At 59.6% G+C, this 24,650-nt stretch carries 23 protein-coding genes and 6 tRNA genes; 2 read left to right on the top strand and 27 right to left on the bottom strand.

The genetic code is table 11. The features are described 5' to 3' along the window. Positions 1–23: 23 nt before the first annotated feature. The 6 genes from rlmH to leuS form a co-directional block, all read right to left on the bottom strand. Positions 24–494 (bottom strand): 23S rRNA (pseudouridine(1915)-N(3))-methyltransferase RlmH, encoded by a 471-nt coding sequence (gene rlmH, locus C3F38_RS08240; protein WP_004940002.1) that lies wholly within the window; start codon positions 492–494, stop codon positions 24–26. A gap of 3 nt (positions 495–497) precedes the next feature. Continuing rightward, entirely contained in the window at positions 498–815 is a 318-nt protein-coding gene (gene rsfS / locus C3F38_RS08245; RefSeq protein WP_038877448.1) for a ribosome silencing factor, read from the bottom strand. 194 nt (positions 816–1,009) lie between these two features. Further along, positions 1,010–1,672: a nicotinate-nucleotide adenylyltransferase gene (gene nadD, locus C3F38_RS08250; RefSeq protein WP_015376938.1), complete on the bottom strand. Its 663-nt coding sequence runs from the start codon at positions 1,670–1,672 to the stop codon at positions 1,010–1,012. Next, positions 1,662–2,696, bottom strand: a complete 1,035-nt coding sequence (gene holA / locus C3F38_RS08255; protein ID WP_055316089.1) for a DNA polymerase III subunit delta — start codon at positions 2,694–2,696, stop codon at positions 1,662–1,664. The genes nadD and holA overlap by 11 nt, the downstream gene beginning before the upstream one ends. Continuing rightward, entirely contained in the window at positions 2,693–3,253 is a 561-nt protein-coding gene (gene lptE / locus C3F38_RS08260) for an LPS assembly lipoprotein LptE (RefSeq protein WP_038877452.1), read from the bottom strand. Before lptE ends, holA begins: the two co-directional genes overlap by 4 nt. Before the next feature lie 14 nt (positions 3,254–3,267). Continuing rightward, complete coding sequence (leuS, locus tag C3F38_RS08265) at positions 3,268–5,850, bottom strand: leucine--tRNA ligase (protein WP_038877455.1); 2,583 nt, start codon at positions 5,848–5,850, stop codon at positions 3,268–3,270. A gap of 285 nt (positions 5,851–6,135) precedes the next feature. Here leuS and C3F38_RS08270 point away from each other — a divergent pair, with 285 nt between their 5' ends. Beyond that, positions 6,136–6,618: a zinc ribbon-containing protein gene (locus tag C3F38_RS08270; RefSeq protein WP_025301844.1), complete on the top strand. Its 483-nt coding sequence runs from the start codon at positions 6,136–6,138 to the stop codon at positions 6,616–6,618. 40 nt (positions 6,619–6,658) lie between these two features. Here C3F38_RS08270 and C3F38_RS08275 read toward each other — a convergent pair whose 3' ends face one another. The 13 genes from C3F38_RS08275 to miaB form a co-directional block, all read right to left on the bottom strand. Continuing rightward, a complete protein-coding gene (locus C3F38_RS08275) occupies positions 6,659–7,363 on the bottom strand; it encodes an FMN-dependent NADH-azoreductase (RefSeq protein ID WP_047728532.1) in 705 nt (234 codons plus the stop codon). Positions 7,364–7,509: 146 nt separating this feature from the next. After that, positions 7,510–8,442 (bottom strand): pyrimidine-specific ribonucleoside hydrolase RihA, encoded by a 933-nt coding sequence (rihA, locus tag C3F38_RS08280; protein WP_038877458.1) that lies wholly within the window; start codon positions 8,440–8,442, stop codon positions 7,510–7,512. A 99-nt stretch (positions 8,443–8,541) separates the two neighbouring features. Further along, on the bottom strand, positions 8,542–9,003 hold the full coding sequence (locus C3F38_RS08285) for a hypothetical protein (RefSeq protein WP_038877460.1): 462 nt from the start codon (positions 9,001–9,003) through the stop codon (positions 8,542–8,544). A 194-nt stretch (positions 9,004–9,197) separates the two neighbouring features. Next, positions 9,198–9,923 (bottom strand): amino acid ABC transporter ATP-binding protein, encoded by a 726-nt coding sequence (locus tag C3F38_RS08290; RefSeq protein WP_055316090.1) that lies wholly within the window; start codon positions 9,921–9,923, stop codon positions 9,198–9,200. After that, positions 9,923–10,597, bottom strand: coding sequence for a glutamate/aspartate ABC transporter permease GltK (gene gltK / locus C3F38_RS08295; RefSeq protein ID WP_055316091.1), 675 nt, complete (start codon positions 10,595–10,597; stop codon positions 9,923–9,925). The genes C3F38_RS08290 and gltK overlap by 1 nt, the downstream gene beginning before the upstream one ends. After that, positions 10,597–11,337, bottom strand: a complete 741-nt coding sequence (locus C3F38_RS08300; protein ID WP_038877462.1) for an amino acid ABC transporter permease — start codon at positions 11,335–11,337, stop codon at positions 10,597–10,599. Before C3F38_RS08300 ends, gltK begins: the two co-directional genes overlap by 1 nt. 212 nt (positions 11,338–11,549) lie before the next feature. Further along, positions 11,550–12,446, bottom strand: coding sequence for an amino acid ABC transporter substrate-binding protein (locus tag C3F38_RS08305; RefSeq protein ID WP_038877465.1), 897 nt, complete (start codon positions 12,444–12,446; stop codon positions 11,550–11,552). Positions 12,447–12,838: 392 nt separating this feature from the next. Then, positions 12,839–14,368 (bottom strand): apolipoprotein N-acyltransferase, encoded by a 1,530-nt coding sequence (lnt, locus tag C3F38_RS08310; protein WP_038877468.1) that lies wholly within the window; start codon positions 14,366–14,368, stop codon positions 12,839–12,841. A 7-nt stretch (positions 14,369–14,375) separates the two neighbouring features. Further along, positions 14,376–15,254 carry a CNNM family magnesium/cobalt transport protein CorC gene (gene corC / locus C3F38_RS08315; RefSeq protein WP_004939973.1) on the bottom strand — a complete coding sequence of 293 codons (879 nt, stop codon included), beginning with the start codon at positions 15,252–15,254 and terminating at the stop codon, positions 14,376–14,378. Between the two features lie 84 nt (positions 15,255–15,338). Beyond that, on the bottom strand, positions 15,339–15,812 hold the full coding sequence (ybeY, locus tag C3F38_RS08320) for an rRNA maturation RNase YbeY (protein WP_033637441.1): 474 nt from the start codon (positions 15,810–15,812) through the stop codon (positions 15,339–15,341). Then, positions 15,809–16,864: a PhoH family protein gene (locus tag C3F38_RS08325; RefSeq protein WP_025301852.1), complete on the bottom strand. Its 1,056-nt coding sequence runs from the start codon at positions 16,862–16,864 to the stop codon at positions 15,809–15,811. The genes ybeY and C3F38_RS08325 overlap by 4 nt, the downstream gene beginning before the upstream one ends. A 234-nt stretch (positions 16,865–17,098) precedes the next feature. Then, positions 17,099–17,434, bottom strand: a complete 336-nt coding sequence (locus tag C3F38_RS08330; RefSeq protein WP_038877472.1) for a zinc ribbon domain-containing protein YjdM — start codon at positions 17,432–17,434, stop codon at positions 17,099–17,101. Positions 17,435–17,552: 118 nt separating this feature from the next. Then, a complete protein-coding gene (gene miaB, locus C3F38_RS08335) occupies positions 17,553–18,977 on the bottom strand; it encodes a tRNA (N6-isopentenyl adenosine(37)-C2)-methylthiotransferase MiaB (RefSeq protein ID WP_038877474.1) in 1,425 nt (474 codons plus the stop codon). Positions 18,978–19,174: 197 nt separating this feature from the next. Between miaB and ubiF the strand changes: the two genes are divergently transcribed. After that, on the top strand, positions 19,175–20,356 hold the full coding sequence (ubiF, locus tag C3F38_RS08340) for a 3-demethoxyubiquinol 3-hydroxylase (protein ID WP_055316092.1): 1,182 nt from the start codon (positions 19,175–19,177) through the stop codon (positions 20,354–20,356). An 87-nt stretch (positions 20,357–20,443) separates the two neighbouring features. Here ubiF and C3F38_RS08345 read toward each other — a convergent pair. The 8 genes from C3F38_RS08345 to C3F38_RS08380 form a co-directional block, all read right to left on the bottom strand. Further along, positions 20,444–20,518, bottom strand: a tRNA-Gln gene (locus C3F38_RS08345). A 4-nt stretch (positions 20,519–20,522) separates the two neighbouring features. Then, positions 20,523–20,599 (bottom strand) — tRNA-Met (locus tag C3F38_RS08350). A gap of 41 nt (positions 20,600–20,640) precedes the next feature. After that, positions 20,641–20,715: transfer RNA gene (locus C3F38_RS08355), tRNA-Gln, on the bottom strand. Positions 20,716–20,759: 44 nt separating this feature from the next. Then, positions 20,760–20,834, bottom strand: a tRNA-Gln gene (locus C3F38_RS08360). 30 nt (positions 20,835–20,864) lie between these two features. Further along, positions 20,865–20,949, bottom strand: a tRNA-Leu gene (locus tag C3F38_RS08365). 15 nt (positions 20,950–20,964) lie between these two features. Further along, a tRNA-Met gene (locus C3F38_RS08370) sits at positions 20,965–21,041 on the bottom strand. Positions 21,042–21,258: 217 nt separating this feature from the next. Beyond that, positions 21,259–22,923, bottom strand: a complete 1,665-nt coding sequence (gene asnB / locus C3F38_RS08375) for an asparagine synthase B (RefSeq protein WP_055316093.1) — start codon at positions 22,921–22,923, stop codon at positions 21,259–21,261. Positions 22,924–23,207: 284 nt separating this feature from the next. Next, the gene (locus C3F38_RS08380) at positions 23,208–24,647 is read right to left on the bottom strand and encodes a glycosyl hydrolase family 18 protein (RefSeq protein ID WP_055311933.1); all 1,440 of its coding nucleotides are present in this window, start codon (positions 24,645–24,647) and stop codon (positions 23,208–23,210) included. Between the last annotated feature and the right edge of the window lie 3 nt (positions 24,648–24,650).

Genomic DNA, 24,650 nt, shown 5'->3' on the forward strand with positions numbered 1-24,650 from the left:
CACTCTGTCACGGTCACCACCGGCTATTCCCGGTGGTAAGGATGATTTGTAGTAATACTCCAGGCGCGGTAGAGGCTTTCGGCCACCAGGACGCGCACCAAAGGATGCGGCAATGTCAACGGAGAAAGTGACCAGCTCTGCTCGGCAGCGGCTTTGCAGGCGGGCGCCAACCCTTCTGGGCCGCCGATCAGCAAGCTGACGTTACGGCCATCCTGCTTCCAGCGTTCAAGCTGCTGCGCCAGCTGCGGCGTTTCCCACGGCGTGCCTGGGATATCCAGCGTAACGATGCGGTTGCCTTTGCCCACCGCCGCCAGCATCTGTTCGCCTTCTTTGTCCAGAATGCGCTTGATGTCGGCGTTTTTGCCGCGTTTGCCCGCCGGGATCTCGGTCAGCTCAAACGGCATATCTTTGGGAAAGCGGTGCAGGTAATCCATAAAGCCGGTTTGCACCCAGTCTGGCATTTTGGTGCCGACCGCCACCAATTGCAGTTTCACCGCTTAGCTCCAGAGTTTTTCCAGCTCGTACAGGCGACGGCTCTCTTCCTGCATCACGTGCACGATAACTTCGCCCAGATCGACCACGATCCAGTCGGAGGCTTCCTGGCCTTTCATGCCGTACAGCTCCATGCCAACGGCACGGGATTCCTGCACCACGTGGTTGGCGATCGACATCACGTGGCGAGTCGAGGTGCCGGTGCAGATGATCATGCAATCGGTGATGCTGGATTTGCCCTGGACGTCCAGAGCGATAATGTCTTGGCCTTTCAGGTCATCGATTTTATCGATGACGAAATCTTGGAGCGCTTTACCTTGCAAAGGTTCCCCCTCGGGTGTGTTCTGTTCAGTCGGCTGCGGCGGGCAAAATGCGCGCGCCGCGGCGTAACCGGATAATGGTTTCGGCAGGCTGCCGCTGAAAGCCAGCTAACTGGTGACTGCCCGGCCAGCTAAGGTTTCCGGGGTTTTCAGCGGATACCTGAAAAATAGCGGCGCAGTATATCACGCACCTTTCGCTAGCGATATAAACCCTGCAACTCGATGTAGCGCTGCACCGGGCGTGGCAGCAGGTCGTCGCAGTTGAGGCCCTGATGGCGGCGCTGGCGGATCTCGGTGGCGGAAATTTCCAGCTCCGGCGTATCGGCCAAATAGATATGGCCGTGTGGGCGACGGCTGAGCAGCGCCGGGTCGGCGGTGCGATGGCGTTCCAGCCACTGCTGCAGCTCCGGCGTGTCCATGCGATCGTTATAGCCCGGGCGCGCCAGCACCAGCAGATGGCAGACGTCTAATAGCGCCTGCCAGCGGTGCCACTTATGCAGCGTCAGCAGCGAGTCCTGGCCAATAATAAACGCCAGCGGCTGGGCGGCGCCACGCTCTTTACGAATCGTTTCTAACGTCTCGATGGTGTAGGAGGGGGTGGTGCGGTGCAGTTCGCGATCGTCGACCGCAAACAGCGGGTTGCCGGCGATAGCCAGCTCCACCATCTTCAGGCGCTGCTGCGCATTGGCCTCCGGCTGCGGGCGGTGCGGCGGCACGTGGTTAGGCAGCAGCGTGACGCGATTCAGGCCCACTTCGGCGGCCAACGCTTCGACCGGCCGCAGGTGGCCGTAGTGGATCGGGTCAAAGGTGCCGCCGAACAGCGCGTGCAAAACGGTGGGGTGTTCCGGATTAGTGGGCATCGCTAAAACTCGTGGCCAGGGGTTTGCCGCACAGCAGCATCGACAGGGTTTCCAGTTCCGGCCAGACCGACTGGCCATAGTCCTGCTTGAGGGTCAGCTCGATTTGCGTCAGCAGCTGTACCGCCTGCTGCAGCTGGGGGCCGGACAGGCGTTGCAACGCCTGGGTCACCAGCGGGCGGCGGTTCTGCCAGACCTTGTGCTGATCGAACAGCGTGCGCAGCGGCGCGGAAGCCATGCGGCGCTGCAGCGTCAGCAGCAGCAGCAGTTCGCGCTGCAGAGTGCGCAGCAGGATCACCGGCTCCACGTCCTCTTGCTGCAGCTGCTGCAAGATATGCCAGGCGCGCTTGCTCTTGCCGGCCAGCAGGGCATCCAGCCAGTGGAACGGCGTGAAGTGGGCGGCGTCGTTCACCGCCTGTTCGACGCGCGGCAGCGTGAGCTTGCCGTCCGGGTGCAGCAGCGACAGCCGCTCCAGCGCCTGCGACAGCGCCAGCAGGTTGCCTTCGTAGCAGTAGCACAACAGCTGATTGGCGGCGTCGTCCAGCTCCAGCTTCATCGCCTTGGCGCGCGTGGCGACCCAGCGCGGCAGCTGCGCCTGTTCCGGCGTCTGGCAACTGACGAGGGCACCGTGCGGGCTGAGCGCCTTGAACCAGGCGCTGTTTTCCTGCGCTTTGGTGAGACGTGGGCCGCGCAGGATCAGCAGAATATCCTCGTGCAGCAGCGTGGCGAGCTTGGTCAGCTGTTCGCCGATCGGCGCCGTCGGGCCGTTTTCCGGGAAGATCAGCAGCAGCGTCTGGCGGCTGGCGAACAGGCTCATCGCCTGGCAGATGCCGAAGATGGCGTCCCAGTCGGTATGGGCGTCAAGGGAAATGCTGTAGTGCTCACTGAACTGCTGCTGTTGCGCGGCCTGCCGGAGCAAATCCTGGCTTTCCTGCAGCAGCAGCGGTTCATTGCCGCTCAATAAATAACAAGCGCGCAGCCCCTCTCGGAGCTGCGCGGCAAGTTGTTCCGGATAAATGCGGATCATTGTGCGGTTTGGCTTGCCGCTCGTTCGCCGGCGGCAGCGGCTTTCTGCCGGTTCTCTTCTTCCGCCGCATGCACGGTCAGCAGTTTGCGCACCAGCTGTTGCGCCGCCTGCTCACGCATTTCCTGGCGAATGATCTCCTGTTCGGAGTCCTTGGCCAGCGCGGTCAGCGGGTTGTCGAAGAAGGAACGGAACACTTTCACCGACAGCGGATACAGGTCATGGCCCGGGATCAGCACCTGCGCCTGTACGGTCAGCACCAGCTGGTACTCGGCGGTTTTACCGTCCTGGAAGATCGAGGCGGTATCCTGGCTTTCCGTCGCGCCGACGATGCGCAGGGAAGGCACGTCTTTACGTTTCGGATCGCTGACGATAGTCACGTCGTTAAGACGCAGCTGCTCACGCACCGCGCGCGTCAACGGGCCGTAAGGATCCGAACTGTCCAGGATCAGCGTTTTCATTTCATTCGGCACCTGCGTGGTGCCACGCAGGTGAAAACCGCAGCCGGCGGTGACCAGCACCGCCAACCCCAGCAACAGCGTCAGAATACGTTGTCGCACAACTCCTCCTTGTGTTAACCCACAACCAGGTTAAGCAGTTTGCCCGGAACGTAGATCACTTTGCGAATCGTGACGCCGTCCAGATATTTAGCCACCAGATGCTCTTCGGCAGCGCGCGCACGCACCTGCTCTTCGGTCGCATCGGCAGATACGGTGATTTTAGCGCGAACCTTGCCGTTCACCTGCACCACCACCAGCTTGGAGTCTTCGACCATCGCCTGCTCGTCGGCAACCGGCCATGGCGCGGTGTCCACGTCGCCTTCGCCGCCCAGCGCCTGCCACAGAGTGAAGCACACGTGCGGGGTGAACGGGTACAGCATGCGAACCACGGCCAGCAGCGCTTCCTGCAGCAGCGCGCGATCCTGCTCGCTCTCCTGCGGCGCGCGGGCCAGCTTGTTCATCAGCTCCATCACGGCGGCGATCGCGGTGTTGAAGGTCTGACGGCGGCCGATATCGTCGGTTACCTTGGCGATGGTTTTGTGCAGATCGCGGCGCAGCGCTTTCTGATCTTCGTTCAGCGCCGCTACGTCGAGCGGCTGTACCGCGCCTTTTTCCACGTGATCGTAGGCCAGTTTCCACACGCGTTTCAGGAAGCGGTTAGCCCCTTCCACGCCGGATTCCTGCCACTCCAGCGTCATTTCTGCCGGTGAAGCGAACATCATGAACAGACGCACGGTGTCCGCGCCGTATTTTTCCACCATCTCCTGCGGGTCGATGCCGTTGTTCTTCGACTTCGACATTTTGCTCATGCCAGCATAGACCAGTTCACGGCCTTGCGGATCGGTGGCCTTGATGATGCGGCCCTTATCGTCGCGCTCGACGGTGGCGTCAACCGGAGATACCCAGACGCGCTCGCCGCTGTTGCCGGTGTAGTAGAAGGCGTCGGCCAGCACCATGCCCTGACACAGCAGGCGCTTGGCCGGCTCGTCGGAATCCACCAGGCCTGCATCGCGCATCAGCTTGTGGAAGAAGCGGAAGTACATCAGGTGCATGATGGCGTGTTCGATACCGCCGATATATTGATCGACCGGCAGCCAGTAGTTGGCAGCGGCCGGATCCAGCATACCCTGGTCATACTGCGGGCAGGTGTAGCGCGCGTAGTACCAGGAAGACTCCATAAAGGTGTCGAAGGTGTCGGTTTCACGCAGCGCCGGCTGGCCGTCGACGGTGGTCTTCGCCCACTCAGGATCGGCCTTGATCGGGCTGGTGATGCCGTCCATGACCACGTCTTCCGGCAGGATCACCGGCAGCTGATCTTCCGGCGTCGGCATCACGGTGCCGTCTTCCAGCGTCACCATCGGGATTGGCGCGCCCCAGTAACGCTGACGGGAGACGCCCCAATCGCGCAGACGGTAGTTGACCTTGCGCTGGCCCACGCCCTTGGCGACCAGTTTGTCGGCGATGGCGTTGAAGCCCGCTTCATTGTCCAGGCCGTCGAATTCGCCGGAGTTGAACAGCGCGCCTTTGTCGGTCATCGCTTCGGCGCTCACGTCAGGCCGGCTGCCGTCGAGGTTCAGGATCACCGGCTTGATCGGCAAATCGTATTTGGTGGCGAATTCCCAGTCGCGTTGGTCGTGCGCCGGTACCGCCATCACGGCGCCGGTGCCGTATTCCATCAGCACGAAGTTGGCGACCCACACCGGCAGCTTCTCGCCGCTCAGCGGGTGGACAACGAACAGGCCGGTCGGCATGCCTTTCTTCTCCATCGTCGCCATTTCGGCTTCGGCAACTTTGGTGTTGCGGCATTCGTCGATGAAGTCGGTCAGCGCCGGGTTGTTGCGCGCGCCCTGTTGCGCCAGCGGGTGGCCCGCGGCGACCGCCACGTAGGTGGCGCCCATGAAGGTGTCGGGACGGGTAGTGTAAACCGTCAGCTTCTCTTCGCTGTCCGCCACGTCGAAGGTGATTTCCACGCCTTCGGAGCGGCCAATCCAGTTGCGCTGCATGGTTTTCACCTGCTCTGGCCAGCTTTCAAGCGTGTCCAGATCGTTCAGCAGCTGATCGGCGTAGGCGGTGATTTTGATGAACCACTGTGGGATCTCTTTACGCTCGACCTTGGTGTCGCAGCGCCAGCAGCAGCCGTCGATAACCTGTTCGTTGGCCAGTACGGTCAGATCGTGCGGGCACCAGTTCACCGCCGAGGTCTTCTTGTAGACCAGGCCTTTTTCATACAGCTTGGTGAAGAACCACTGTTCCCAGCGGTAGTATTCCGGCTGGCAGGTGGCGATTTCGCGATCCCAGTCGTAGCCGAAGCCCAGCAGTTTCAGCTGGTTCTTCATGTATTCGATGTTGTCGTAGGTCCACGGGGCCGGTGCGGTGTTGTTTTTCACCGCCGCGCCTTCCGCCGGCAGGCCGAACGCATCCCAGCCGATCGGCTGCAGTACGTTTTTGCCCAGCATGCGCTGATAGCGCGAGATCACGTCGCCGATAGTGTAGTTACGAACGTGGCCCATGTGCAGTCGGCCGGACGGGTAAGGCAGCATGGATAGGCAATAGTACTTTTCCTTGCTGTCGTCTTCGGTAACTTTGAAAGTCTGCTTCTCTTGCCAGTGAAGCTGTACGTTCGATTCTATGTCTTCTGGACGGTATTGCTCTTGCATGGCGGCCGGTGGTCCTGTAGGTGTAAACCGTTGCCCCGGTCAGAGGCAACGCAATGAACATTTAGTATTCGTAGATCCGCATAGCATAGCTGATAAGACCTCCCGGCAACAACTCCAAGCGCCTGACTCGGCGCATTTAAAAAAAACGCCGCCATGACGCGGCTCACAACCTGCGGATCCCGCGTCTTGCCAAGTGACATCAGTCATTTACGGCTAAAATAAGAACAAGTAGCTTAGGGGGTTCCCTACAGCCAAGTCCGGCGCAGCGTTTATCGAGGAGAGTCTATGAACAAGGTTGCTCAGTATTACCGCGAATTGGTGGCATCGCTGACCGAACGCCTGAAAAACGGTGAACGCGATATCGACGAACTGGTGGCCAGCGCGGAGCGGCGGTTGAACGAGGCCGAAGATCTGACCCGCGACGAGGTGCGGCAGGTGACGCAGGCGGTGCGGCGCGATCTGGAAGAGTTCGCCCGCAGCTATCAGGAAAGCCGGGATGAGTTTACCGACAGCGTGTTTATGCGGGTGATCAAAGAGAGCCTGTGGCAAGAGCTGGCGGATATCACCGACAAAACCCAGCTGGAGTGGCGCGAAGTGTTCAAGGATGTCAGCCACCACGGCGTTTACCACAGCGGTGAAGTGGTGGGGCTGGGCAATCTGGTGTGTGAGCAGTGCCACTACCACCTGGCGTTCTATACGCCGGAGGTGTTGCCGCTCTGCCCGAAATGCGGTCACGACCAGTTCCAGCGCCGGCCGTTTGAACCTTGATGACGTTCCCCGCTGCGGCGGGGAACGCTAAGGCCGGCATTTAACGGAGCAGTTTCTTCAGCAGGTTGCTCAGGAAACCGCCGCTGACGGCTGCCGGGGCGGCTTGCGCCTGCGCCGGTGCGTTGGCCGCTACGGCGATGCCGGCCGGGATTTTCTGCGCGACCGCGATGCGGCTGTCCTGGGCGGCTTTCTCTGCCGCTTCCGGGCCGTAGGCGAAGCCTTCCGCCAGCACGAACTCAACGTCGGTGATGCCGATAAAACCCAGGAACAGCTTCACGTACGGCGTGATCAGGTCCGTCGGCGTGTCGGCATGAATGCCGCCGCGGCTGGAGATGACGATCGCTTTCTTGCCCGTCACCAGCCCTTCGGCGCCGGCGGAGGTATAGCGGAACGTCTGGCCGGCGCGGGCGATCAGATCGAAGTAGATCTTCAGCTGCGTCGGGATGTTGAAGTTGTACATTGGGGCGCTGATGATCAGCGTGTCGTGCGACTTCAGTTCGGCAATCAGCTCATCGGACAGCGCCAGGGTACTTTGCTGGTGCGGCGTCAGCGGCTTGTCGCCGGCGGTAAAACCGGCCATCACTTCGCCATCCAGCTCCGGCAGGGTCGGGTTGGCCAAATCGCGCACGGTGAACGTGTCTTCAGGGTGATTTTCACGCCATTGTTCAACAAAAAAATCGACTAATTTTCCAGACTGGGAATATTCACCCAGAATGCTTGATTTCAGGACCAGTACGCGGCTCATTGGCTTATCTCCAGGCGAAGTCTAATCGGTAACGATGTCATCGGTGTAAACGCATGGTAGAGGCAAGCCAAGAACAGTGATAGCGCAAAAATTCGCTTAGTTAAATCAAAAAAGTTGAATGAGGGCGCGAGCGCGCCCCGATGGGATCAATAACGCGCTACGCGCTCGGCCAGCAGATCGATAAAGCCTTCGCGGTTGATGCCGGTCAGCACTTCCACATTGGCCGCGTTGCCGGTTTGCTGGAAATAGTCCACCACCGTCATGCCGACGGTGTATTCCCCTTTGGTTTCCACCCCCACCCAGCGCTCTACGCCGGTAAACAGCTGCGGCGCCAGCAGCCAGGCGATGGTGCAGGGATCGTGCATCGCCGCGCCGGGCAGGCCGCGCGGATGGCTGAGGTACAGCGGCAGGTAAAAATCGAGCATCTCCGCGACCGCCTGCGCGACCGGATTGTCTATCTGGCGAATGCGCTCGATATCCTGCGGTAACACCAGCGCCTGATGGGTGACGTTCAACCCGGCCATGGTCAGCGGCACGCCGGATTTCAGCACCATTTCGGCGGCTTCGGGATCGACGAAGATGTTGAACTCCGCGACCGGCGTGGTATTACCGGCGTTCATGCCGCCGCCCATGAATACGATGCGCTCGATGCGGCTTTTCAGCTCGGCATGCTGGGCCAACAGCAGGGCGATGTTGGTCATTGGACCGGTCACCACCAGAGTTATCGGCTGCGGGCTGGCGCGCAGCAGGTCGGCGATCAGCTCAACGGCGCCGCGGGGATCGGGTTTGATTGTCGGCGTCGGCAGATGGGTGTTGCCCATGCCGGTTTTGCCGTGGACATAGTCGGCGATCACCAGTTCGCGCATTAGCGGGCCGCCGGCGCCGGCGGCGACCGGTATGTCCTCGCGCTGCATCAGGGTCAACAGACCCAGCGCGTTATGCAGGGTTTTCTCCGGCGTCTGGTTGCCGGCGGAGGTGGTGATGGCTTTGACGTCCAGCTCCGGCGAACGCAGCGCCATAGCCAGCGCGATGGCGTCGTCGAGGCCGGGATCGCAATCGATGATAATAGGGCGGGGCATGTTCTTTCTCCTCTGTTTGTTATCCAGCGAGCATCGGATCAAAACCGGGGAGAAACAAGCGCTTTTAGTGCCGGGCGTTTGCGCGACGGGATAAGGCGTTCAGACACCGCAGAGTTCATGAGCGCTGCGTTTCCATTCTTCCACCTCGGTTGGGTGCAAGAAGGAGTAATAGACGGTAGTGCCGTCGGGCAAGATATTTTGCAGTGCCTGCATGCAGTTGGCCTCGCAGGGGCGCAGCTCGATATACACGTTGGTGATCGGCACCTGCTCCTTATCGGCGTCAAAGCGTTCGATGCGCCTTATCGCCGCAACCAGCGCGGCCATTTCGGCATGTAGCTTGACCCAGTTATGGGTGTAGATATCCGGCGGCATCTCCATTTTCATCTGGCTATTGCCAAAGGCATAGCGAGTGCTGCCGCGCAGCTGGTATTCGATGGTGGCGCAACAGGACTCAGGCCCGAAACCCGGTTTTTCAATCAGTTTCTTCTTGTCTTCCAACGTGCGTCGAACAATCGGATAACCGGATTTGATGTTGTACTCCGCTTGTACCAGTTGAATCATGCCAGCCTCTCTGGTGGGTGAGTTAATCATCAAAGGTAGGACAGCCTGCAGGGTCGCGCGTTGTTTACGGTCATCGCGACGGGGAGTTTAAGATAAATCCTAACTTTGTGGAGGCGGCAATGAGAGGCATTCAGGCGCATGGGCGCCGAAAAACAAGCGCCCCTTGGGGCGCTTGGGTTTAGGGGACTGCGCGATCAGTGCAGGATCTTGGCCAGGAAGTCCTTGGCGCGCTCGGACTCGGGGTTGTTGAAGAAATCGTCTTTGTTGCGGTCTTCGACGATTTTGCCTTCGTCCATAAAGATCACCCGATTCGCCACCTTACGGGCGAAGCCCATTTCGTGGGTCACCACCATCATGGTCATACCTTCGTTCGCCAGTTCGACCATGACGTCCAGCACTTCGTTGATCATTTCCGGATCGAGCGCCGAAGTCGGTTCATCGAACAGCATGGCGATAGGATCCATGCACAGCGCGCGGGCGATGGCGACGCGCTGCTGCTGGCCACCGGACAGCTGACCGGGGAACTTGTTGGCATGGGCGGAGAGGCCGACGCGCTCCAACAGCTTCAGGCCCTTCTCGCGCGAGGCGGTCTTATCGCGCTTGAGCACTTTCACCTGCGCCAGCGTCAGGTTGTCGATGATAGACAGGTGCGGGAACAGCTCGAAGTGTTGGAACACCATGCCGACCTTGGCACGCAGCTGCGCCAGGTTGGTTTTCTTGTCGTTGACCGGTGTGCCGTTCACCAGGATGTCGCCCTGCTGGATCGGTTCGAGGCCGTTGACGGTTTTGATCAGGGTGGACTTGCCGGAACCTGAAGGACCGCAGACGACGACCACTTCGCCTTTTTTCACTTCGGTGGTGCAATCGGTCAACACCTGAAAGTGATCGTACCACTTAGAAACATTTTTCAGGGATATCATCAAACAGTCCTTTTCTTCAAATAGCTTACCAGCGCCGAGGCGGTGAGGCTGATAACAAAATAGACAAAGCCGGCGAACAGGATCATTTCAACCTGGGTGCCGTCGCGTTCGCCGATGGTCGACGCGGTGCGGAAGAAGTCGGCCAGGCTCAGTACGTAAACCAGCGAGGTATCCTGGAACAGTACGATGCCCTGGGTCAGCAGCAGCGGCACCATGGCGCGGAATGCCTGCGGCAGGATCACCAGCCGCATGGATTGCCAATGGGTCATGCCCAGCGCCAGCGCGGCGGAAGATTGGCCGCGCGAGATGCTGATAATGCCGGCGCGGATGATTTCCGAGTAATAGGCCGCTTCAAACAGGGAAAAGGCTACCATAGCCGAGATCAGGCGAATATCGGTTTTCGGCGATAACCCTAGAACCTGTTGTAATAAGCTTGGAACCACCAGATAGAACCACAGCAGCACCATCACCAGCGGCACTGAGCGGAACAGGTTGACATACAGGGTGGCGAACCAGCTGATCGGTTTGAACGGCGACAAGCGCATCACCGCCAGCACGGTACCCCACAGAATGCCGACCACGATGGCGGTCACGGTGATCTTCAGCGTGATCACCATGCCCTGCAGCAAATAAGGGAAGCTTGGGACGATCGACGCCCAGTCAAATTCGTACATTATTTACTCCCCAGGTTGCCAGGCAACTGCACTTTCTTTTCGACCAGACGCATAAACAGCATGATAACGGCGTTGATGCCGATATAAGCCAGCGTGATGGCGGTAAAGGATTCATAGGCGTGTGCGGAGTAATCCAACAGCTTGCCGGCCTGCGCGGCCATGTCCACCAGCCCGATGGTGGAGGCGATGGCGGAGTTTTTGACCAGGTTGAGCATTTCCGAGGTCATCGGCGGCACGATCACCCGGTAGGCGTTCGGCAGCAGCACGTAGCGGTAGGTTTGCGGCAGCGTCAGGCCCATCGCCAGCCCGGCGGCTTTCTGGCCGCGCGGCAGGGACTGGATGGCGGCGCGCACCTGCTCACAAACGCGGGCGGCGGTAAACAGCCCCAGGCAGAGCATGGAGGAGACGAAGAACTGCACGTTGGGATCCAGCTCGCTTTTGAACCAGGTGCCGATATTGGCCGGCAGTAGCTCGGGGATCACCAGATACCAGGTAAAGAATTGCACGATCAGCGGCACGTTGCGGAACAGTTCGACGTAACAGGTGCCGAGGGTGGAAAGAAAGCGGTTGGGCACGGTACGCAAGATACCGAACAGCGAACCGACGAAGAAAGCGATAATCCATGCACAGACGGAGAGGGCCACGGTGACCTGAAAGCCGGACCAGATCCAGCCGAGGTAAGTGGTGTTCCCAAACGGGGCCTGCTGCAGGAAGATACCCCAGTTCCAATCTATTGACATAACAAACTCCGGTAAACGGGCGCAGGGCGCCGAAGATTGATGACTTGATGAGCGCCGATCGCCGCGCGGCCAGTCTGGCTGGCTTGTTGTGTACGGATGTCGGTGGCGCGCGTTGGGGAAAATGAGGGAGGGGAACGGCCCCCCTCATTCCTGTCTGTCCCAGTCATCAACTGGGCCGGTTTGGCCTGTGGCCGCCCCGGCTCTTGTTCTATTTAGTTCAACGCTTTGTCGTTAGGCTCTTTGAACAGCTGCTTCATGTCGTCCGACAGTTCGAAGTTCATGTTGAGGTTTTTCGGTGGAATAGGCTGCTTGAACCATTTGTCAAACCACTTGGCCGCTTCACCGGAGGTTTGCGCCTGGGCGATGGTGTCATCGACCAGCTTTTTGAACTCAGGATCGTCTTTGCGCAGCATGCAGCCGTAGGCCTCTTTCGACTGCGGCGTGCCGATGATTTCCCACTGATCCGGCTTCTTGGCCTTGGCGCGCTCGCCCGCCAGCAGGGCGTCGTCCATCATGAAGGCCACTGCGCGGCCGCTTTCCAGGGTGCGGAAGGAGTCACCGTGGTCTTTGGCGCTGATGATGCGCATGTTCATTTTGTCGCTGTCGTTCAGCTTGTTCAGCAGCACTTCGGAGGTGGTGCCGGAGGTGACCACCACCGGTTTGCCGGCCAGGTCTTTAAAGTCTTTGATGTCGGAGCCTTTTTTCACCAGCAGACGGGTGCCGACCACGAAAATGGTGTCGGAGAAGGCGGCCTGTTTTTGGCGCTCGAGGTTATTGGTAGTGGAGCCGCACTCGAAGTCATAGGTGCCGTTTTGCAGCAGCGGGATGCGGTTCTGCGAGGTAATCGGCAGCATTTTCACCTGCAGATTCGGTGCATTCAGTTTTTTCTTAACGGCTTCAACGATTTGGTTGGAGTAGTCCTGAGAGTAGCCCACAACTTTTTGTTGGTTGTCGTAGTAGGAAAAGGGCACTGACGATTCGCGGTGGCCGACAACGATCACGCCGTTGTCTTTGATTTTCTTCAGCGTACCGGACAGGTCTTCCGCATGCGCCACGCTACCTGCCATACCGAGCAGCAGTAACGATAACGCCAATTTACGCATTTGCATGGTCCAACTCCTTTGCTGTTGTGGTGGCTCTGACTAAAGAGCGTCAGGTTAAATCGGCTATTTATTGTTCAAGTTATAAAGATAGTCTTAGAACGGATAGCCGTTAAAAAATAACCGATTGTGAATATCTTGAAACTAAAATGTTTCATTTTTTGAGACGCCGCGCGCACCAAATCAATGCAACGAAACCCTGACGCCCCCGCGTGGTGCGCTCAATGCACCCAAAATGTGCACAGGTGCGACAAAACGTCAGCAAAAGTAAATCGGCGCGCGATGTCACCAGAGTTAAAGCAAGGAGTGTGCCAGCCGCGTTGATTTAACGGCGTTTTCTGACCAAGGAGGGGACAGTGACGAGAACGCGGGGCGCGGCGGGCGCGCCCCGGCGAGAAGGACTATTTGCGGCGCAGGCCCAACATCAGCGCCCAGCCGCCCAGCAGCAGGGTTATCACCCACAGCGGCGTGGCGCCGAAGCGCGCGTAAGGCGTGACGCCGGTGGTCGGCGTGACCTTCACTTCGAGCACCTGACGGGTAAACTGCGGGATCTCGGCGATCACCTCGCCGTTCGCATCCACCGCGGCGGTAACGCCGTTGTTGGTGCTGCGCAGCAGCGGCCGGCCGAGCTCCAGCGCCCGCATGCGCGCCATCTGGAAGTGCTGCCACGGGCCGATGGAGTGGCCGAACCAGGCATCGTTGGAGATGGTCAGCAGGAAATTGGTGTCCGGGCGGAAGTTATCGCGCACCTGCTGGCCCAGCACGATTTCGTAGCAGATGGCCGCCGTCAGGTTGTACCCGCGCACGCTGAGCTGCGGCTGCACGTAGTCGCCGCGGCTGAAGGAGGACATCGGCAGATCGAAGAACGGCGCCAGCGGCCGCAGCAGCGTTTCCAGCGGCACGAACTCGCCGAACGGCACCAGGTGGTGCTTGTTGTAGCGATCCTTGGCCGGGTAGCTGTACGGCGTCGGTTCGCCGAGCACGATGGCGCTGTTGTAGATCCGCTGGCCCTGTGGCGTGGCGCGTACGTCGACGATGCCGGTGATCAGGCTGCTGTTCTTCGCCCGCATCAGGTCGTCCATCATGGTCAGGAAGCCGTTCTGGTTGGCTTCATAATCCGGGATGGCGGACTCCGGCCAGATGACGATCGGCGCCTTGCCCACGTACGGACGGGTTTCGTCCAGATAGGTTTGCAGCGTGCTGACCAGCGCTTTCGGATCCCATTTCATCGACTGCGCGATGTTGCCTTGCACCATGGCGACGTTCACCGCTTTCTCCGGCTGCGGAGTAAACCACTGCAGCTGGCGCAGCGGCCACGGCAACAGCAGCAGCGCGGCGGCGATGACCGCAGCCGACAGGCGGCGCTGATTGACGGCGTACACCAGCAGGCCGGCGATGGCCATCAGCACAAAGGTGATGGCGTCGACGCCCAGCAGCGGCGCGATGCCCTTCAGCGGGCCGTTGATCTGGCTGTAGCCGAACTGCAGCCACGGGAAGCCGGTCAGCACCCAGCCGCGCAGGAATTCGGTCACCTGCCACAGCGCCGGCGCGGCGATGGCCAGCCGCCACCAGCGGGTGGTCGGCCACAGGCGCGTCAGCAGCCCGGCGAACAGCCCGGTATACAGCGACAGGTAAGCGGCGAGCAACACCACCAGGAAGACGTTGACGGCGAAAGGCATGCCGCCGAAATCGGCGATGCTGACATACACCCAGTTGATGCCGCTGCCGAACAGCCCGAAGCCCCAGACAAAGCCGAGCAGGGCAGACTGTTTGGTGGTGCGATTGAGGGTAACGGCCAGCAGGCCGAACAGGGAGACGATGGCCGCGGGCCAGAAGTCGTAGGGCGAGAACGCCAGCGTCCCGCCGGCACCTGACAACAGCGCCAGCAGGGCGCGAACCCGCTGGCGTTCAAGTAATGAGGCTTTAGCCATGTTGGATTTAATCTTCCAGTTTCGGTGGTGGAGAATCGTCCGGAATTTTTACATGAACCTGGATAATACGTCGACTGTCGGCCATGGCAACTTTAAATAGGTAACCTTCGATTTCAATGGTTTCCCCGCGCGCCGGCAGGTGACCGAAGGCCTGCATCACCAGACCGCCGATGGTATCGACCTCGTCGTCGCTGAAATGGGTGCCGAAGGCTTCGTTGAAGTCTTCGATCGGGGCCAGCGCGCGCACGGTGTACATGTGGCGGCTGAGCTGGCGGATATCCAGATCGTCTTCGTCGTCGTATTCGTCTTCGATCTCGCCGACGATCAGTTCCAGAATGTCTTCGATGGTGACCAGGCCGGATACGCCGCCGAATTCGTCAATGACAATCGCCATGTGATAGCGCTGGGAGCGGAACTCTTTCAGCATCCGGTCGACGCGCTTGCTTTCCGGCACCACCACCGCGGTGCGCAGCACCTTGTCGATGCTGAACGGCTCGGAGTCTGCGCGCATGAACGGCAGCAGATCCTTGGCCATCAGGATGCCTTCGATGTGATCTTTGTCTTCGCTGATCACCGGGAAGCGCGAGTGGGCGGAGTCGATAATCACGTCCAGGCACTCTTCCAGCGTCTGGTTGCGCTTGAGCGTCACCATCTGGGAGCGGGGGATCATGATGTCGCGCACGCGCTGCTCGGCGATATCCATCACGCCTTCCAGCATGTCGCGGGTATCGGGATCGATCAGGTCGTTTTGTTCGGAATCACGGATCAGCTCGACCAGATCGCCACGGTTTTTGGGCTCGCCGTGGAACAGCTGGTTAAGGATAAGAGTAAAGAACCCCTTCTTGGGACTGGGGCTGTCATTGCTTTGTGAATGGTCGTCGCTCATGGCGTTTTCGTTACTGTCACTCATGTCAGAGTTAAGGGGCGTCAGCGACAGCCCCGCAGGGGGCTGTAGGGTAAACGGCTGACGTCAGACGGGGTCTTTTTCCGCCAGGTACGGATCAGGATAACCCAGTCCGTGCATGATTTCGGTTTCCAAAGACTCCATTTCTTCGGCTTCATCGTCTTCGATGTGGTCATACCCTAGCAGATGAAGACTGCCATGGACAACCATATGCGCCCAGTGGGCCTCCAGCGCCTTGCCTTGCTCAATCGCTTCCTGTTCAACCACCTGGCGGCAGATGATCAGGTCGCCAAGCAGCGGCAGCTCGATGCCCGGCGGGGCCTCGAACGGGAAAGAGAGCACGTTGGTCGGCTTGTCTTTGCCGCGGTAGGTCAGGTTCAGCTCGTGGCTTTCCGCTTCGTCCACCAGACGCACGGTCACCTCGGCCTCTTCCTGAAATTGCGGCAGCACGCCTTCCAGCCAGCGCTGGAAGGTGGCCTCATCCGGCAGGCCGTCGCCGCTTTCACAGGCAATCTGCAGATCCAAAATCACCTGGCTCATGGTGTCTCCTGCTCGGAGGCGGCGAGCGCCTCGCGCTTACGTTGTTCGGCAATCGCGTCTTTGCGTTTCTGTTCGGCCGCTTCCCAGGCCTCATAGGCGATGACTACGCGGGCCACCACCGGGTGGCGCACCACGTCCTCGCTGTGGAAGAAGTTGAAGCTCAGTTCTTCCACGTCCGACAGCACTTCCACCGCGTGGCGCAGGCCGGATTTCTGGTTGCGCGGCAGGTCGATCTGGGTGACGTCGCCGGTGATGACCGCCTTCGAGTTAAAGCCGATGCGCGTCAGGAACATCTTCATCTGTTCGATGGTGGTGTTCTGGCTCTCATCCAGAATGATAAAGGCGTCGTTCAGCGTACGGCCGCGCATATAGGCCAGCGGCGCGACTTCGATCACGTTGCGCTCGATGAGCTTCTCCACGCGCTCGAAGCCCAGCATCTCGAACAGGGCGTCGTACAGCGGGCGCAGGTAAGGATCGACCTTCTGGCTCAGATCGCCGGGCAGGAAGCCCAGTTTTTCGCCGGCTTCGACCGCAGGGCGGGTCAGCAAAATGCGGCGAATTTCCTGGCGCTCCAGCGCATCCACCGCGGCGGCAACCGCCAGGTAGGTTTTGCCGGTGCCCGCCGGGCCGATACCGAAGGTGATGTCGTGATCGAGAATGTTGGCGATGTACTGCGCCTGGTTAGGCGTACGCGGTTTCACCATGCCGCGCTTGGTTTTAATGGTGACCGCCTTGCCGTAATCCGGCACGCTGTCGGCCACCTGTTCCAACACCCGGCTCTCTTTGATAGCCAGGTGGATTTGCTCCGGATCGATATCCGGGATCACGCCGCGAATCGGCGCGGTATCCACGTACAGATGGCGCAGGATATCGGCGGCGGCAACCACGCACAGGTTTTTGCCGACCAGCTTGAAACGGTTGTCGCGGCGATTGATTTCAATGCCCAATCGGCGCTCGAGTTGCTTGATGTTGTCATCAAACGGGCCGCACAGGCTGAGCAAACGCTTATTGTCTGCGGGCTCTAACAAAATTTCTTGTGTTGCGACGTTCAAACTATTCCTCTAGGTCACATCGGGCCTGGTTGATGTCACATAGCGCGTTCGGGACGCGCGCGTTCAGGACGAGCCTGAATACTCTCTTTCTTGAATTATTCATGGTGCGCCGCAACGGCGCAAGTTTACCGCTGATCTATCTGTGCGCCATCGGCGGAATTCAAGGGAAGATAAGGAAAAAACGCGGCGGGGCGCAAAGCCCGCCGCGTCATCACTGAACAAGGCCGCCGTGAATCAGTTCTTTTTCACGAACTCGGATTTCAGCTTCATCGGGCCGAAGCCGTCGATTTTGCAGTCGATGTTGTGATCGCCTTCGACCAGGCGAATGTTTTTCACCTTGGTGCCGATCTTCAGCATCGAGGAGCTGCCTTTGACCTTCAGGTCTTTGATCACGGTGACCGCATCGCCGTCCGCCAGCAGGTTGCCGTTGGCGTCTTTGACGATCAGCGCGTCCTGATCTTCCGCCGGGGTGCTGTCGCTCCACTCGTGGGCGCACTCAGGGCAGATGAACAGGGCATTGTCCTGGTAGGTGTATTCTGAGTTGCACTTCGGGCAGTGTGGGAGTTGCATGTTATGTCGCCTCTTCAACAATAAAAAAATAAAAAAGAAAATCACCGGGCGCGGGCGCCCGGCGGAGAAACGGTAAGGAGTAGCGCGAATGGGCGGCGATAAGGCGGCCGCCGCGGCGTCAGGGCTGGTAAATGCCGACGCCCAGCGCGTTTTCTTTGCGGGTACGGGCGATCACCGACTGCGGGGATTCATGTACGCGCAGATCCATCTGCTGTTCGGTGCGCACTACTGCGCCACGCAGGGTGTTGGTCAGCACCTCGGTAATTTCCACGTCGACGAACTGGCCGATCATGTCGGGCGTGCCCTCGAAGTTTACCACACGGTTGCACTCCGTGCGCCCGGCCAGTTCCATCACGCTTTTGCGCGAGGTGCCCTCCACCAGAATGCGCTGGACGGTGCCGAGCATGCGGCGGCTGAACTGCAGCGCCTGCTGGTTGATGCGATCCTGCAGAATATACAGCCGCTGTTTTTTCTCTTCTTCGCTGACGTCGTCGACCATGTCCGCCGCCGGGGTGCCCGGGCGCGACGAATAGATGAAGCTGAAGCTGACGTCGAAATTGACGTCGGCGATCAGGTTCATGGTCTGTTCGAAGTCGGCCTGGCTTTCGCCCGGGAAACCGACGATGAAATCGGAGCTGAGCTGAATGGCCGGCCGCGCCTTGCGCAGCTTGCGGATAATCGCCTTGTACTCCAGCGCGGTGTGCGCACGTTTCATCATGGTCAGGATGCGATCCGAACCGCTCTGCACCGGCAGATGCAGGAAGCTGACCAGCTCCGGCGTGTCTTCGTACACCGCGATGATGTCATCGGTGAACTCGATAGGGTGGCTGGTGGTGAAGCGAATGCGATCGATGCCGTCGATGGCCGCGACCAGGCGCAGCAGTTCGGCGAACGAACAGATCTCGCCGTCATGCGTGGCGCCGCGGTAAGCGTTGACGTTTTGGCCGAGCAGGTTGACCTCGCGCACGCCCTGCGCCGCCAGTTGGGCGATTTCGAACAGCACGTCGTCGCTCGGGCGGCTCACTTCTTCGCCGCGGGTGTAAGGCACCACGCAGAAGGTGCAGTATTTGTTGCAGCCTTCCATGATCGACACGAATGCGGTCGGGCCTTCGGCGCGCGGTTCCGGCAGACGGTCGAATTTTTCGATCTCCGGGAAGCTGATGTCGACCACCGGGCTGCGGGTGCCCTGAACGTGATTGATCATTTCCGGCAGGCGGTGCAGGGTCTGCGGGCCGAATACCACGTCGACGCAGGGCGCGCGGCTGCGGATCAGTTCGCCTTCTTGCGAGGCCACGCAACCGCCGACGCCGATGATCACCGACGGATTCTTTTCTTTCAGCAAGCGCCAGCGCCCCAGCATGGCGAAAACTTTCTCCTGCGCTTTTTCACGGATTGAGCAGGTGTTCAGCAGCAGCACGTCCGCCTCTTCGGCATTTTCGGTCCACTCGAAGCCGTGCGTGCTGTTCAACAGGTCGGCCATTTTCGATGAATCATACTCGTTCATCTGGCAGCCCCAGGTTTTGATATGTAGTTTTTTCGTCATTGACTTGCCATTACTCAGTGCGGAGCGAAAGTTGCGTTACGCGACATGCAGGGCGCGTATTGTAATCATTTGCCGCCGTTGTGACCAGCGCGGGGGAAAATGGCACGCGACCTGAAGCCGAAGCGAAAATCCGGTACACTGCGTAAAACGCCATGCCGGGTGGGATGGCGACCATTCATACAGAAAACATAGCCAATATGAAGACATCTCAAAATCGGTATGACGCGGTGGTGGTGGGCGGCGGCATGGTCGGCGCGGCGGCGGCCCTGGGGCTGGCACAGGCGGGCTGGTCGGTGGCGTTGCTGGAACATCAGGCGCCGCAGGCGTTCGAGGCGCAAAGCCCGCCGGATCTGCGCATTTCCGCTATCGGCTGCACTTCGGTGGGGCTGCTGAAACAGCTCGGCGCCTGGCAGGCCGTGACGGCGATGCGCACGGCGCCGTATCGCCGGCTGGAGACCTGGGAATGGGCGTCGTCGCGCGTGGCGTTCGACGCGGTGTCCCTGGGGTTGCCCGAGCTGGGCTTTATGGTGGAAAACCGCATTCTGCAGCTGGCGCTGTGGCAGCAGTTCGCGCAGTGCGCCAACCTGACGCTGCTGTGCCCCGCCAGGCTGCAATCGCTGCAGCGGGCGGACAATGCCTGGCAGCTGACGCTGGACGGCGGCGAGACGCTGCAGGCGCGCCTGGTTGTCGGCGCCGACGGCGCCAACTCGCAGGTGCGCAAGCTGGCGGCGATCGGCACCAACGGCTGGCAGTATCGTCAGGCGTGCATGTTGATCACCGTCGATACCGGCGCGCCGCAGCAGGATGTGACCTGGCAGCGTTTCTTCCCGTCCGGGCCGCGTGCCTTCCTGCCGCTGTACGACAGCTGGGCGTCGCTGGTGTGGTATGACAGCCCGCAGCGCATTCGCCAGCTGCAGGCGATGCCGCCGGCGCAGCTGGAGCGTGAGATCGCCGCCGCTTTCCCGGCGCGACTGGGCCCGGTCAAGGTGCACGCCGCCGGTTCGTTCCCGCTGACGCGGCGTCATGCGCAGCGTTACGTGCTGCCGGGGTTGGCACTGCTGGGGGATGCGGCGCATACCATCAATCCGCTGGCGGGGCAGGGCGTCAATCTGGGGTATCGCGACGTGGATGCCTTGCTGAACGTATTGAGCGATGCGCGGGAGCAGGGAGAGGACTGGAGCAGCGAGGCGGTACTGCTGCGTTATCAGCGCCGCCGCCGTACCGACAATTTGCTGATGCAGAGCGGCATGGATCTATTCTATACCGCTTTCAGCAATAACCTGGCGCCGCTGAACGTGGCGCGCAATCTGGCGCTGATGGCCGCGCAGCGGGCGGGCAAGCTGAAAGAGCATGCGTTGAAGTACGCGTTGGGATTGTAACCGACAGGGCTCAGCTGCGGCTGGGCCCGTTAGGATTGGCTGAACGCCGGACAGCAAAAAGCCCGCCGAAGCGGGCTTTTCTAAATATGGCTGGGGTGCCAGGATTCGAACCTGGGTATGCTGGTATCAGAAACCAGAGCCTTACCGCTTGGCGACACCCCAATTATGGTGGCTACGACGGGATTTGAACCTGTGACCCCATCATTATGAGTGATGTGCTCTAACCAGCTGAGCTACGTAGCCGATGTTACTTTTTACTTCTTTGATTTGCAAGCAGTTTGTTATGGCTGGGGTACCTGGATTCGAACCAGGGAATGCCGGTATCAAAAACCGGTGCCTTACCGCTTGGCGATACCCCACCTGCAAACAAATCTTATGTTGAAACCCCATTCTCGAAAGAATATGGCTGGGGTACCTGGATTCGAACCAGGGAATGCCGGTATCAAAAACCGGTGCCTTACCGCTTGGCGATACCCCATCAACATACTGCGCCGACGATGAAGAGAAATGGTGCGGGAGGCGAGACTTGAACTCGCACACCTTGCGGCGCCAGAACCTAAATCTGGTGCGTCTACCAATTTCGCCACTCCCGCAATGCAAAAAAGAGATGGTGGCTACGACGGGATTCGAACCTGTGACCCCATCATTATGAGTGATGTGCTCTAACCAGCTGAGCTACGTAGCCCTCTTTTTTTGCTTTGCCTTCATCGGCGTTGCGGGGCGCATTATGCGTATATGACCGATTTGCGTCAACAAGTTTTTTCCCGAAAAAGTGCCGGGAAGCGCCGTTTGTCTGGGTTGTGAACATTATGGCGATAAAATCGGCAATTCAGGCAGTTGGCGGGGGGAAAAGGCAACAAAAGGCGGGCCAAAAGGCCCGCCTTGGGGAAAACGCCGCGCGATTATTTATAGGCGGCCTGGTGCACGCCAACGGCGCGGCCGGAAGGATCGTCCATCTTCTTGAACGATTCGTCCCATTCGATGGCCTTGGCGGACGAGCAGGCGACGGACGGGCCGCCCGGCACGCATTCGGCGGCGCTCGGCAGCGGGAACAGCTCCTCGAAGATTTCGCGATACAGGTAGCCTTCTTTAGAGGTCGGCGTGTTGTACGGGAAGCGGAAACGCGCGGTTTCGAGCTGTTGATCGCTGATTTGCTGCGCAGCGACCTCTTTTAGCGTGTCGATCCAGCTGTAGCCAACGCCGTCGGAGAACTGCTCTTTCTGGCGCCAGGCCACGCTGGCCGGCAAATAGGACTCGAAACATTCGCGGACGATGTGTTTTTCCATTTTGCCGTTGCCGCACATTTTATCTTTCGGGTTGATGCGCATCGCCACGTCGAGGAATTTCTTGTCCAGGAACGGCACGCGGGCCTCAACGCCCCAGGCGGACATCGCCTTGTTGGCGCGCGCGCAGTCGAACATATGCAGCGCCAGCAGCTTGCGCACGGTCTCTTCGTGGAATTCGCGGGCGTCCGGCGCCTTATGGAAGTAAAGGTAGCCGCCGAACACTTCGTCCGCACCTTCGCCGGAGAGCACCATCTTGATGCCCATCGCCTTGATTTTGCGCGACATCAGGTACATTGGCGTCGAGGCGCGAATGGTGGTGACGTCATAGGTTTCGATGTAGTAAATCACGTCGCGGATGGCGTCCAGGCCTTCCTGCACGGTGAAGTGGATCTCATGGTGCACGGTGCCCAGATGGTTGGCGACCTCCTGCGCGGCGCGCAGATCCGGCGAGCCTTCCAGGCCGACGGCGAAGGAGTGCAGCTGCGGCCACCAGGCTTCGCTGCGTTCCTGATCTTCCACGCGGCGCGCGGCGTACTTCTTGGTGATCGCCGAGATGACAGAGGAATCCAGCCCGCCCGACAGCAGCACGCCGTAAGGCACGTCGGACATCAGGTGGCTTTTCACCGACTCTTCCAGCGCGGTGCGCAAGGCGGCGGCGTCGGTCACGTTGTCTTTGACGCTGTCGTAATCGAACCAGTCGCGGCGATAGTATTCGCGGATCTCACCGTCCTGGCTCCACAGGTAGCTGCCGGCCGGGAATTCCTTGATGGTGCGGCACACCGGCACCAGCGCTTTCATTTCCGAAGCGACGTACAGGTTGCCGTGCTCGTCGTGGCCCATGTACAGCGGGATGATGCCCAGATGATCGCGGCCGATCAGGTAAGCGTCTTTTTCGGTGTCATACAGGGCGAAGGCGAACATGCCTTGCAGATCGTCGAGAAAGTCCGGGCCTTTCTCCTGATACAGCGCCAGGATCACTTCACAGTCGGACCCGGTCTGGAACGCGTAGCGGTCGCTCAGCTGTTGGCGCAGCGCCTGGTGGTTGTAAATTTCGCCGTTGACCGCCAGAACGTGGGTGTGCGCGGCGTTGTACAGCGGTTGAGCGCCGTTGTTGACGTCGACGATCGACAGGCGTTCGTGGGCCAAAATGGCTTTGTCGCTGGCGTAGACGCCGGACCAATCCGGGCCGCGGTGGCGCATCAGGCGCGACAGCTCCAGCGCTTTCTTACGCAGTTCAACGGGATCGGACTTCAGATCGAGCACACCGAAAATAGAACACATACAACTCTCCTAACGGGCTTTCATGACTGTGATGTTGTTTTTTACTGTTATGGGCAGCATTGCCGATTCATCAGCGATAAAGCGGTTTTGCTGCGCTGTGGTTATGAAAATGCGCCTAAAGCTGCAGGAGATGCAAGCGTTTTAGCCATACGCTGAGAAATAGTTGTTTGCGTGGCTGCGATTTTTAACGGATTTTCAGTTATTGGCGGGAAAAATTGGCGATTATGCAATTTTTAGCGTAATGACGGGATTGCCGGCCGGTCTGGCCGGCAATCGATTAGCGATTAGGCGATGAGCTGCCACAGGGTGAAGGCGGCGTCCGGCGTCCAGCCGGCGTTGGAGGTGTGCGCCTGGATACAGGTGTATTTCTTGCCTTTATAACTCACCACGTCGCCGGCTTTGTAGCTGTGGTTGTTCTGCCACTCGGGCGCCCCCGGATCGGGCGGCGTGCCGTCGTTGGCGGTTTTGACCGCCAGCGCGCTGCTCGGCAGCGAGGTATTGCCTTGGCTGTCGGTTGCGGTAACGAAGTAGCTGTACTGGGTGGCCGGCGTCAGGCCGCCGTCGGCCAGCGACAGGCCGGTGGTCTGGCCGATCGGGTTGCCGTTGCGGTAGACGGTGTAGCTGGCGATCGGTAAGGCCCCGGTGGCGGCGGCCCAGCTCAGCTTCAGCGAGGTGGCGCCCAGCTCGGCGACCGTCAGCGCCGTCGGCGCATTAGGCTTTCCCGGCGGCGGGGTGACGCCGCCCTGAATCAGCGGCGCGTAGCGGGTTTTGAACTCCCAATTGTAGGCCACGCCGGCCTTGCTCTTGCCGTTGTCCCAGTTGATTGACCAGGTCATCAGGCCTTTGATCGACAGGTTCTTGGCGTCGAGACGGGAGAAGGCGTTATATACCGCCTGTTTGTTGACTACGTAGCCGGTGGCGGCGGCATCGTTGTTGCTCGGCAGACCGATGACGAATTTTGCTGCAGGGATCTTTGCATAGCCGCGGGTGCCGGTGACCAGGCTTTCCGTCAGGTAGTAGAGGAAGTCCTCTTTCATGGCGTCGTTATTTTGTGTGATCCAGGCGTTGAGCTCGTCCACCCAAATACCGTCGCCACCCTGGTTATAATATTGCGGCGCGATAAAGTCATAATAGCCTTCGAGGGCGTTGATATAATCCAGGTAGGTGCCGTTGGTGCGTAAATACGGGAATTCCGGCGCCATGCTGATAATAAAGTTTTTCCCCTGCGCGGCGTAATAGTCTTTTACTTTTTTCAATGCCGCAGGCAAAACGGTTTTATTATTGGCGGCGCCGATCGCCGCCTGTTCCAAATCGATATCCAGGCCATCGAAGCCATAGACTTCCACCAGACGAATAATCTCGTCTTTCAGCTTATCTTCGTCGCCGGTTTTCAGCTCGATATGCGCGTCTGCGCCGCCGAGGGAGATCAGCACCGCGCGGCCCTGGCTGTTCAGCACGCCCACCTGGCGGCGGAACTCGGCGTCGGACAGGTTGTAAGGTTTGAAGGTTGGGATGCCCTGGCCTTTCATAAAGGCGACGGCCACCACGTTGTATTCGGCAGGAATATCGGTCAGGTTCATATTGGCGAACTGGCCTTGCTGATAGCCGTCACTGGCGCCGGCGGCCCAGTTGTGCCAAAAACCCATCAGGATTTTTTTATTGGCGATAGTCGGCATAATGGCTGCGTCATCGGCGGCGGCATTGATCATGTTATCTGTGCTCATGGT

The sequence above is a fragment of the Serratia sp. SSNIH1 genome (genome assembly GCF_002935055.1).
GTDB lineage: Bacteria > Pseudomonadota > Gammaproteobacteria > Enterobacterales > Enterobacteriaceae > Serratia > Serratia nevei.